This is a genomic window from Paenibacillus faecalis, from assembly GCF_900289175.1.
GTDB classification, from domain to species: Bacteria; Bacillota; Bacilli; order Paenibacillales; family Paenibacillaceae; genus Paenibacillus_AQ; species Paenibacillus_AQ faecalis.
In genome coordinates this window covers 4,261,405-4,273,493 of record NZ_LT985747.1, presented here as the reverse complement: position 1 = coordinate 4,273,493, position 12,089 = coordinate 4,261,405, and the positions used below count along the sequence as shown (strand labels likewise).

The following is a 12,089-nucleotide window of genomic DNA, read 5'->3' as shown; positions in this document are numbered from 1 at the left end:
CTGTCTTTTTCTTTGAAGAAAGATACCTTTTCAAAAAGGGTTCAACACATGATAGAACGCATTGGGGGAAGCCATTCGGAAATAATAGCTGCACCAGCCGACACCCTTGTGGTTGAAGCGATTGGTAGAGCTGTATACTAATCGTTCCTGCTCCAGCTCTTCAATCCTTGAAATCCGTCCTTCTACATAGTCTAAAATTCGGAATGATGCAGTATCCAGGCGGTTGATGACACCACCATAGCGAATGTCGATGACCTCCCAGCCGAAAGGTTTGAACATCCGGTGCCACTGTGTTCGATGTGCAGCACGGAGTTCATGGACTGCTTTGGCTATGGCTGGCAGCACGTTCGCAGCGATATGTTTTAGTGTATCGTGATCCTTGGCGTCATAGGATCGCTTCAGTACGATACCGATTTCACTTTTTCGTTTTAGCACAGCGCTCAGCTTCTCCGGCATTTCAAACAGATAATCCAGCTCCGCATCTTTATTCCGTTGGTTATGGATTCGGTGCTCCAGCTCTGCATAGTGGTTCGCCAGATCCAAACCTTCGATCTGCTTGTCGAACAATCCAAGAAGCACATCCTGATACAGCAAAAACTTGGAAGGGTTGCTCTGCTTGGCATTGTTTCGCTCCTGTCCGGGAATCTCATCGAGATCCTTCAGGAGAAGGAAAGTGTCCATCTCAATTCCCGTGCAGAATTTGACTCGCTCTTTCAGCTGGTCTTGCGTCGGTTTTTGTTCCGAATAAGCGTGCTCGGCATAAAGCTGTAAACCAAGCAGGGCTGCAAAAGGATTCCCTTCATTGCCGTCATCTCCCCACATCGTCGCATATACCTCACGAATGCCTTCCTGTTTACACACTTGCAGTGCGACATCTGAAGCGTTCAGAGATAGCCCGTAGTTCACACCAAATGTGTTGAAAATCCACACGGCTCCTGCGAATACCAAATTGCAGCCGAGCGGCCGATGATTGGCAATCACTTTTTCATAATCTTCCGGCTCCATATGGACGTAGTCCCAGTACACCATATCCACGTCTTTCGGTATTTGACGAGCCATTTCCTCTGGAATGGATGTTTCTTTATCGTAATATGCTGCATCGCCGCCACCGCCGGAGGCAAGCTTGAGGAACATATCGCTCCACATCATCGGTTTCAGGCCGCGCTGACGAACGGCTGCCAGGACCTTGTTCAGATGGGAGACCATAATGTTGAAACGGTTCTCGTATCCGTTCAGGTCAAGATACTTGCCCCGTCCCAGTTCTTCCGCCTCGTCCATCCCGATATGGATCTTCTTGCTGCGGAACGGTGCGCTTGCGGCTTCGATCATTCGCTCAATCAGTGAATCGGTCTGTTCGCTGCCGACCAGAAGGGCGCCTTTCGTATCGCGATAGTGATTAACTGGCTCCCACTTCAGAAACTCCTCCAGATGGGCGAGGGTTTGGATGCTTGGAAAAGCTTCAATACCGAATTGGTGGGCATAATCGTCTATTTCTTTCAGTTCGTCTTGGCTGTAGCGGCCCCTCATGTATCCGAAGTAGGGCTCTCCTTCGATCTTGTATGTATCCTCCATGTATAACATAACGGTGTTCATGCCCATTAAAGCCAATTTATTGAGCATGACTTTAAAGCTGTCCACCGTGAGAACCGCGTTGCGGGACAGATCAAACATCGGCCCGACCTGGTCAAATTGCTGTTTTTCGTGAATATGAAAGGTCTCGCCTTTACGGCTATGCTGAATGAGAAGTCCGAATCCTCGGAAAAACTGATGCTTTTGTCCATACCGAATATAGGCGTGAGAAGGCTCGCGGCCGACTTCAAGATCGCCTTCCGACAACTCTACCCGAAGCGGGACTCCATCCTCTCCTAATTCCACCCCTAGTTCAGGCAGCAGCAGCCGGACACCGGGCATCAAATCCGATACATCACCTTCGAAACGAAATTTCATAAGAAGCCCCTCCTGCATGGTTGATATTTTATAAGCTAGAACATCATAACATTATAATGTTTAATCTTATGCCATCACTACTGGGAAAGCAATGATTACTTTCTCTTGACTTAGAGGAGATAGAGGATCATATCAGGGGGAGAAATATGTTTTTTTAGCGGGGGTTAATTCCTACGCGCGTCCGGGTGTTTGTATCCGCCGAATTCGAGCCGGTATATCCGGTCCGAATTGCTTCACTTGCTGCGGCCAGACATCCTGAAGGCGTCAGCCTGTTCGGATGCGGATTTGGCAACTATGATTAGGACATTAAAGTCATTGAGCTTATTCCCTCCAGCTCCCGGGTGTGCAATGTTTCAGAAGAAATTTTGATCATGTTTTTTTATGATGAACTTTTTGTGAAGAAAAATTATATATAGGTATTTTCATTAGTAACAAGAGCTGAGTCCCCTTCATATGTTGTCATGTGTATTGAATTGAGGATCTCACAGGGGCAGCCCGTACCAACGAATGCTGCCAAGCAACGCGAATTGATAATAAGCGGAGGTAAAGCGTATGAACGAGTTCAAAAATGATTTGCAAAATTTGAATGTTTCTCATTTTAAGTCAAGTGAGGTGACTCCTTGGAACGCTCAAAATGAGCAGTCGGCTCGACTGTGTGTTTTTACTTGCTTCAATTGCTTTAATTGTTTCAATTGCCACAACTGTCATAACTGTTTCAATTGTCACAACTGCTTTAACTGCCATCATTGCCATCATTGCCATAACTGCCATCATTGTCATCGTTGAGGAAGATAATCTGGCTTTTATCGGCAAGGAAGATTTACGAAATTTATATATTTCTATAATGAAGTGTAATTATAGAAAACATGAACAGGCTGACGACGCCGGCTTTAGCACCGTTCGTCAGCTTGTTTTTCTAAAAGTATAAGACATGAGGGACAAATAGCTGTACATAAGATTACTTGTGAAGCGTAAGGCAGGGTGGCGAAGCAGCTTACAAAAAGAAGGAGGAGTAGAATGACAGTTTTGAGCCCTTCAATGCGCCTAAAGGTAAAACGTGATACATTTTTTTTACCTGATTCTAACGGCGTATATTTTCGAAACCATGTAAGTTCGTTCCGCATGGAAGGTGAGGGGATTGATCAGTGGATTGAAACATTGATACCGATATTTAATGGGGAGCATAGATTGGATGATCTGACAGAAGGATTGCCGGATCAACACCGGGACCAGGTATATAAAATTGCAGGAGTGCTGTATCGTAATGGCTTTGCTCGGGATGTGAGCCAGGATACTCCACATGAACTGTCCAGTGAGGTTCTTCAAAGGTATGCTTCCCAAATTGAGTTTTTGGATCATTTCGGTGATTCAGGTGCCTATCGGTTTCAGATGTATCGTCAGTCCAGAGTGTTGGTGGTCGGTTCCGGCTCCTTTTTGGTCTCGGCGGTTTCTGCACTGCTTGATTCCGGATTGCCCAAGCTGTATGTACAGGTTTTCGGTTCGGAGCCGACGAATTGGAGGCGGATTGAGGAACTGGTCGTACATGCCCGGAAGTTGGACTCTGAGGTGTCCGTCGAGAAGGTTGTTCTGCAAAAGGATGAAGGGAGTTGTTGGCGGGAGGCTGTGAGGCCGTTTGATTTCATTTTATATGTATCGCGGGAGGATGATATCGAGGAGCTTCGGGCTCTTCATGCGGCTTGCAAGGGTGAGAAGAAGGTGTTTTTACCTGCTGTTTGCATGCAGCAAGCGGGTATGGCGGGACCTCTGTTTCATCCAGATCAGGAAGGATGCTGGGAGTCGGCTTGGCGCCGTGTACACCAATCCGCGATTTCTAAAGATCCGGAATTACACACTTTTTCTTCAACAGCGGGAGCAATGCTTGCCAATGTGACTGTGTTTGAATTATTTAAAAAGATTACGGGAGCGATTGATGCGGAACAGAGCAATCGATTCTTTCTGCTTAATCTGGAGACTTTGGAAGGAAAGTGGCATTCATTTCTGCCACATCCGCTTGTAACCGGACTTAGGAAACCTGAATGGATTCAAAACTTTCAAGACTATACTTTTCATCACGATCAGAGGTTAGACACAAGTGACGATGGATTGATTCCTTACTTCAGCCGACTGACATCGTCGGAATCGGGAATTTTTCATGTTTGGGAGGAAGGGGAGTTACAGCATCTGCCGCTTTCACAGTGCCGAGTTCAGGTCGTCGATCCGTTATCGGAAGGCCCGTCCGGACTGCTGCCGGACACGATCTGTAACGATCTCACACATGAGGAGGCGCGGCGGGAAGCAGGGCTTATCGGGATTGAAGCATATGTGTCGCGATTGGGCAGTCTGTTTGTTCCGATGCTGCTCTCCCCTCAAGGAGTAGAGGAAAGCAGGATACAATCATACGAATTTATTGGCATCGGAGCAGGAGAGATGGCGGCAGAAGGCATTTGTCGAGGACTACAAAGATGTCTGGAGGAAGAGTTCGATAAGCAGCAGGCGTATCAGATTCCTATGGTTTCTCGGGTACAGCTGCGAGCTGTAGAAGATAAGCACTGTCTTTTTTATTTGCAGGCATTAACGGCGATGAAGGGAGCGCCGAGGATTGCCTTGGGAGAAGAAGTGTCCGGATTTCCTGTGGTATGGGTTGGTGTGGATGATCACTGGTATGGCAACGTGGGCTTAAATATGACGCTAGCTTTGCGTAAAGCATTACGTAAGGCTCTGTTGGTGGCCCAAAATGAACCTGATGGCCTTAATCTGCAAGTGTCGTCTTTTTCGTCTGTACGCTTGAAAGAACAGCAGCCATTAAATCTAGAGATCGTTTCATATCAAGCAGCGACGCATCCGGAGGTTTTGCAATCCGCCGTACAAGTTCTAAATCAGAACAATAAGAGGCTCCTGGTCCTTGATCTGGCGGTAGAACCGTTTATGAAGGAGGAATTGGCAGGAGTATTTGGCGTGGTGCTGCGAGAGGAGCGAGTCCAGTGAACGCTAATATTGTGATTGTTGGAGAAGGTATTCTGGCGGACTGTGTTTATAGAGAACTGTCAGCCGAGTTTAAGGTGGCTCGTCTGATCGATTTTGAGGCAGAAGTGCCGGAAATGGCGGATTTCGTTCTTGTGCTGCACGATGCTTGGTGTCCATACGTTCATATCAAGGCAGAAGAAGTGCTACGACCAGCTGGTATCCCATGGCTTCGAGGCTTCGTTTCATTTGGTGAGGGCGTAATTGGACCGCTGGTTCGTCCGGGTACGGAAGGATGTTCTCAATGCGGAGACACGCGGCGGGTCATGGCCGGACGTGAACGTAAGGAGATGCGGAGGTTGCAGCAAAAGCTCATGACTCATAAAGGAATGCCTAGTGATCCATGGGCGTCACGTACAGGACTTTTGCAGATGGCTCAATTGCTGATCGTGGAGACACGAAGGGCATTACAAGGCGAAACGGTTCAAACGGCAGAAGGGTTGTTTTTGATCAATCTGAGAACGCTAGAAAGCACACTGCACCGTATTTTGCCTGATCCGTTGTGTCCTGTTTGCAGCCAAGTGTTTGACGATTCATCAGACGCAGCTCATATTTCGCTTCAGCCGAGTCCGAAGATCAGTGCAGACAGCTACCGCTGCCGCCGGGTGGATGAGATGAAAACAGTGCTAACCAAAGATTATTTGGATCACCGGACCGGATTTTTGAATGGGAAAATGCTTAACCTGAAGTCGATATTCGCCGATGTGAGTGTAAATCTGCCGTTGATTGCTGAGGATGTGGGAACAGCAGGGCGTACCCATTCCTATGCGTTGAGTGAGCTGACTGCCATATTGGAAGGGCTGGAACGATATTGCGGTCTGGCCCCCCGAAGCAAGCGGACGGTAGTCCATGAAAGCTTTAATAATGTGAAGGATCATGCGCTTGACCCCGTTAAAGTAGGGGGGCACACAAAGGAACAGTATAATCAGCCGGATGCTCCTTACACAGCATTTAATCCGGATCAACCCATGAATTGGGTGTGGGGGTATTCGTTTTTGCAAGAGCGTCCGATTCTGGTTCCTGAGCAGCTCGCCTATTACAGCATGGGATGCGGGCATCACTTTGTGTTCGAAACCTCCAATGGATGTGCGTTAGGCGGAAGTTTGGAGGAGGCTATTTTTTACGGGATATTGGAAGTGGTGGAGCGGGATTCGTTTCTGATGACTTGGTATGCGCAGCTCCCTCTCCCACGCCTTGACCTTAATTCTGTAGACGACCAGGAGCTGCAATTGATGATTCATCGTTTGCAGACGCTGACGGGATTCGATGTACATTTCTTTAACTCGACGATGGAAAATGGAATTCCAAGCGTTTGGGGGGTGGCGAAGAACAGGAAACAAACAGGGATGAATCTCGTTTGTACGGCCGGAACTCATCCGGACCCGATACGGGCCGTGAAAGGTGCGGTTCACGAGTTAGCCGGCATGATACAGATGCTGGAGGAGAAATTTGAAGGAAACCGGGAGACATATATGCGAATGTTGCATGATTCATCTCTGGTGCAGGAGATGGAGGATCATTCCCTGCTGTACGGATTGCCTGAAGCAGAGGAACGACTGCAATTTCTGCTGGATGAGAGCCGTCCGCGGCGAACGTTTGATGAGGAATTCAAGCAAGGGGCAAGGCATACCGATTTAACGGATGATCTGAAGGACATTCTTGCCCAGTTTCAACGCCTGAATCTCGATGTGATCGTGGTGGATGTAACAGCACCAGAGATTCGTCGGAATGGACTGTACTGCGTAAAGGTGCTGATCCCGGGGATGCTGCCGATGACATTCGGGCATCAATTTACCCGCTTGGCTGGATTGGATCGGGTGCTCCGGGTACCAGTAGAGCTTGGATACGCGAAAAAGCCGCTGAAAATGGAGGATCTCAATCCATACCCGCATCCGTTTCCGTAAGGCCCGTTTATATAAGGAGGGACAGGGATGAGTTTGGAAACATTTTTGCACAATCTGCATTATGACATAGACAAGACCAAACCGCCGAACTTGGTTGTGGATTGGGAGGACGGACCGCTTGCATATAAGCTCTATCGCCGTTTGCCTGCGGTTCCGTTATGTCCGGAAGCACCGCTGACGCTCGAAGGCTGTGAAGCAAAGATGCAGCCGAATCTTCGTCAGATCGGTCACTTTCTCTGGCACGCATTCGGGCTCACTCAATTGTCTCAATCCATCCTTGCCTCCAACTTTATGGTTCCAACAACGAATTTACTACAGATGTACCGGCGGTTTGCTCCCTCCGGGGGAGCGCTATATCCGAATGAATTATATGTATATTTGAAGATCGAGGATCTACCTGCGGGAGTATACCATTATGATGTGGCACATCACCGTTTGGTGCTGCTGCGTGAAGGTCACTTTGATTCTTATTTAGCCAGAGCTCTCGGTGATCGTTATGATACGCCGGCTTGTTTTGGTACGGTTTTTGTGACGACGATGTTTTGGAAAAACTTTTTTAAATACAATAACTTTTCCTATCGCCTGCAAGGACTTGATGCCGGTACGCTGATCGGGCAGCTGTTGGAAGTGGCTAAACGGTTTGGTTTTACGTCGGGGGTATTTTTTCAATATCTTGATCGAGCTGTCAATCATCTTCTCGGGATAACTGAGCAAGAGGAAAGCGTATATGCGGTGATTCCGCTGTCGGTGGAGCCTGCGCTTTCTTGGTTTGCCCATAGAAATTGGAGGGAGGAAGGTGTCACTCCTATCACTGCGACTAACTTATGCCGGGAGCTGCCAAGGCTCCAGCATGATCATTACGTGAAATCCCGAAGAGTCAAGGATTTTCCGATGCTCACCCAAATGAATGAGGCATCCCTTTTGGAATCATTTTTGCCGGTAGCGCGAATTAGGGAACAGCCAGCACTTCACAGCGAGGATCCGGTGGTGTATTTGCCTAATGTGGATCGGTTGTCGTATGATCTGGCACCAGTAAGTCGAAAGCGGTATTCACCGAATAGTGATTTTATGTTGGGTAAGGTGAGTCAAGAGCAGTTGGCTCTACTGCTGGTGGAGGCAACGGCTTCTTATAGATATTTGAATGATTTGGACGAAGCCCATGAGACCTTTGATCCTCGTGTTTCACTGTACGTCTGTTTGTATAACGTGGAGGGGATTCCGGAAGGCGCATACCAATATGATAGCAAAGCTCATGTGCTCCGAGCATTACGCCATGGGGATCATCGGCTCAAGCTCCAGCTGGGGATGCCTTCGGATAATGTGAATCTGTTACAAGTACCGCTATGCTTTCATATCGTTGGGGATAAGGAACATCTCACAACTGAGATGGGGTACAGAGGATACCGGATTCAACAGATGGAAGCGGGGATGCTTGTACAGCGCTTGCTGTTAGCGGCATCGGCTATCGGGTTCGGGGGTCATCCGCTTCTCGGTTTTGATGTCGGATTGAGCGATGAGATTTACAAGATAACTACGAAAGAGTTAACCAGTCTGATTCAAGTCCCGGTAGGACCCTATCGTCATGGTCCTCGATTGACGGGAGGGCTGCATGGTTAGAAGAGCAGGGGGAAGCTTCACTGAAACATGAACAACGCCCTTCCCACTTCCTACTGGGAAGTGAAAGGGCTGGAAAGTTTGTTTTCTCGTTATCTATAGGTCGGGGTGACAAACAAAGGGGAGATTCATATGCTTTGACGATGACAGGACAGGATACTTTTTTTGTATTGTATGGGCGGGATTCCGGCCACTTTGCGAAATACGCGGCTAAAATAGTATTCGTTCTCATATCCAACGGCTCTGCCGATTTCAAACATTTTTTTATCTGTATCTTTTAGCAGCTGCTTGGCATGATCAATTCTTACTTTGGTCAAGTACTCCACGAATGTATTCCCTGTTTCCCGCTTAAACAAATTACTCAAATAATTGGGCGACAAATGAAAGTGTTCCGAAATGATCTCTAGCGTAATATTGTGCTGATAGTTACGGTCAATATACTGCTTCATGCGCAATACCAGATTGGACGCTTCGGGCATAGCGGATAGGGAGGAATGGATCGCCTGCTCGACATTTTTCAGCCAATGATGAAAATCGAGCGAAGTGATACAGTTCTCAATATCGCGGAACAGCGTTTCGCTATCGGCCGTCTCCAGTATCGATTTCACTTGAAACAGTAATAGAAAGCAAAACCCTTTAGCCATTTCTCTTGTCGGCCAACGGAACTCTTCGAAGAGTTGATATAGCTGTTCAAACCCTTGCTTGATCATATCAATATTGCCGGATTGGATCGCTTGAATGGTCTTTTGAATCGTTTGATCATCTTCCAAAGCTTCTTTTTTGAGCAATTTGTCATGATGCTGGCTAAACATAATCGTACAGCCCCGAGGATGAAAAAAGCATGCCTGCACCGCTTGCACTGCTTCTAAATAGGCGGTTTCGATACTCAAGTACCCTTGATGGATATTGCTGATCCCTGCCGATACCGAGAGATTCAGGTATGTTTTAAGAGCTGTTTTCATTTGATTGCTTATTTTATCGATAAAATCATTCTGACCGGATTCGGATTCACAGGAAAATATAATGATATACTGAGTGGGGTTGAGGGACAGGGCGCTCCCGGTTTTGAAATGCTCAAGAATTTCCTCAATAATGTTCAATGCAGCATAATCCAGAATTTTTCGGTCTTTCTCGGCATATCCGTTATACACATCCAAATTATCGATCTGCAGTACCATACAAACAATACCCTCTGCATTTAAATGAATATGAACATCTTTCAACCGCTCTTCAGCTTCAGTATCTTCAAAAATCCAGCCGAACAGCAAGCTTTTCAGAAGCTGATCCTTCATGAGTTTGTTGTTGGTTTCATACATTTTTTGCTGCTTTAAATATCGTTTGTTTTCCTCGCGTTCTGCCTCAATCTTGTCAGCAGCCTGACGTAATATTTCAATGAGAGCATGAGGCTGCATCTCTAATTTAATAATATAATCTTCTGCGCCCATCTTCATGGAATCCTTTACGATGTCGAAATCGTCATATGAGCTTAATACGATAAACTTGGCTTCTCCACCAAGGGCTTTATACTGTTTCATAAAAGAGATTCCATCCATAATCGGCATTTTAATATCGGTCAGAATGATATCTGGAGATAGCTTTTGAGCCATCTCCAGGCCTTTACGTCCGTTTTCCGCCTCACCGATGACATGAAACCCATGTTCTTCCCAAGGGATCATCGACTTGATCCCAACGCGGGCCAACATTTCGTCATCCACAATCATGACTGTATACATATCAATCACCTCGAATGATTGGAATCTTGATGGTTACACAAGTAAACCCAGGCTCTTGACTGCTTACAATTTGCACACCGTATGTTTTGCCATAGGATAATTGAATCCGTTCATTTACGTTGTATAAGCCAATCCCTCGCTCTTTCTTCGAATGTTCGCCATGCAAGAGAGCATCTAGCTGCTGTTCTGACATCCCGATCCCGTCGTCCATCACCTCAAAAATCAAATGCTGCTCTATTTGCCTAAGTCGGATGGTGATGGTTCCCTGTCCCTCTTTCGGCTCAATGCCGTGAAATATCGCATTTTCCACGATGGGCTGAAGCATGAATTTCAAACAGTAATAGGAAAGACATTGCTCTTCAAGATCAAAAATGAGTTCAAATTTATCATTGTATCTTAATTTTTGGATATAAATATAGTCCTGAATGAGCTGGATTTCATCCTGGATCACAATTTGCGACTCCGGTGATTTGAATGTGTTCTTCAGCAATCGGCCCATGACTTCAACCACTTCTTTGATGCTGTCATTTTTCTGAATAATCGCCATCCAACGGATCGTATTTAAAGTGTTATATAAAAAATGTGGATTGATCTGTGCTTGCAGCGCCTTGTATTCCGCATCTTTTTTTCGAGTTTGCTCCTCCAGCAGATTGTGGATCAGTTCGTTGATTTTATCGATCATATAATTGTATTTTTCACTTAACTGACCTACTTCATCTACGCTGGTGACATCTACTTTCTTTAAAGAATGGATATCATCCACTTCATTCATTACTTGGGTTAAAGCTTTGATCGGCCGGACGAGGTTGGACAGAATCACATACCAGATAACACCCGTAATAAGAAGCGAGAGCATAAATATACCTGCCGTGGTCATTAAAATCAAAGTTTTATCCTGGAACAATGTGTTTAAAGGTAGAGATTCGACGATCCACCAGTTATATTTCTCCACGAAGCTATAGGTATAAAGTTTCTTTATTCCGTTATCGGATTTAACAAAATAATTTTTGGTAGACGATTCCCCGATTTCTTCAACTATCGAATATTCCGTATTGATTAAGGACGGATCGGTATGAAATACGAGTTTTTTATGTTGATCGGCAATTAAAAAAGTGGTCTGCTTTCCCGTATTTGCGAAATAGTCCGAGAAGAAGTCGACATCAATATAGATGAGCATCGTTCCGATGTTCTTCGCATATTTTAAATCCTTGATCACTCTGCTCATGGAAATGACATATTTTTGCGAAGTAGGCAGTATAACATCTTTCTTCTGAATCCCGTGCCATATAATTTGACCGTTTGATTGTTTAAGTGCATCATCAAAGCGAAATGGCATAATGGATGCTTCGTTAATACGGCCTGCATCCGGTCCATATATAAAGGGACTGCTCCACTCTCCATTGACGATAATTAAAGAGACATACGGGGACAAGTCGGTGTTAATCAGATAGTTTTCCAGAATTTCATCGATTTTTAGCGAGTCCATGTAAAACTCTGAATCATTTTCATAACTTTTCGTTAGAATTCTGCGAATATCATAATTCGTGTATACATAATCCGCTAACGCCTCGATTTTACCCAATTTCCCCTGAATATCGTTTGCAATGTATTTTAAATTGTTCGATACGGATTCACTGACTTTTTCATTTAAAATATGTCTGAATACATAGTAGTTTCCTAAACTGACGGCTAATGTTGTGAAAACCATAACAACAATAAATGAGACAAATATTTTGGCGCGAATGCTTTTTCGGAAAATATCTTTTATATTTTTCATTCCATCCTCCAGTTGAGACAACGGTCATAAAAAAGAGCGGTAATGAAAAATTCCGGTGTGTATGTAAAATAGGAGAGAGCGCCTTCCCTATAG

Annotated in this window: 7 protein-coding genes; 4 read left to right on the top strand and 3 right to left on the bottom strand. The window is 45.7% G+C overall.

The features are described 5' to 3' along the window. Window positions 1-30: 30 nt before the first annotated feature. Entirely contained in the window at window positions 31-1,947 is a 1,917-nt protein-coding gene (locus C8268_RS19960) for a beta-N-acetylhexosaminidase (protein WP_106769290.1), read from the bottom strand. A 552-nt stretch (window positions 1,948-2,499) separates the two neighbouring features. Here C8268_RS19960 and C8268_RS23570 point away from each other — a divergent pair. The 4 genes from C8268_RS23570 to C8268_RS19940 all read left to right on the top strand — a co-directional run bounded on the left by C8268_RS23570 (window position 2,500) and on the right by C8268_RS19940 (window position 8,489). Beyond that, entirely contained in the window at window positions 2,500-2,733 is a 234-nt protein-coding gene (locus C8268_RS23570; protein WP_106769289.1) for a heterocycloanthracin/sonorensin family bacteriocin, read from the top strand. Between the two features lie 231 nt (window positions 2,734-2,964). Further along, complete coding sequence (locus C8268_RS19950; RefSeq protein ID WP_106769288.1) at window positions 2,965-4,932, top strand: putative thiazole-containing bacteriocin maturation protein; 1,968 nt, start codon at window positions 2,965-2,967, stop codon at window positions 4,930-4,932. Then, window positions 4,929-6,872 (top strand): TOMM precursor leader peptide-binding protein, encoded by a 1,944-nt coding sequence (locus tag C8268_RS19945; protein ID WP_106769287.1) that lies wholly within the window; start codon window positions 4,929-4,931, stop codon window positions 6,870-6,872. Before C8268_RS19950 ends, C8268_RS19945 begins: the two co-directional genes overlap by 4 nt. A 27-nt stretch (window positions 6,873-6,899) precedes the next feature. After that, the gene (locus tag C8268_RS19940; protein ID WP_106769286.1) at window positions 6,900-8,489 is read left to right on the top strand and encodes a SagB family peptide dehydrogenase; all 1,590 of its coding nucleotides are present in this window, start codon (window positions 6,900-6,902) and stop codon (window positions 8,487-8,489) included. A gap of 125 nt (window positions 8,490-8,614) precedes the next feature. Here C8268_RS19940 and C8268_RS19930 read toward each other — a convergent pair whose 3' ends face one another. Together C8268_RS19930 and C8268_RS19925 are read right to left on the bottom strand one after the other, a co-directional pair. Further along, complete coding sequence (locus C8268_RS19930) at window positions 8,615-10,219, bottom strand: helix-turn-helix domain-containing protein (RefSeq protein ID WP_106769285.1); 1,605 nt, start codon at window positions 10,217-10,219, stop codon at window positions 8,615-8,617. A 1-nt stretch (window position 10,220) separates the two neighbouring features. Beyond that, window positions 10,221-11,996: a sensor histidine kinase gene (locus C8268_RS19925; protein ID WP_106769284.1), complete on the bottom strand. Its 1,776-nt coding sequence runs from the start codon at window positions 11,994-11,996 to the stop codon at window positions 10,221-10,223. Window positions 11,997-12,089 lie beyond the last annotated feature (93 nt).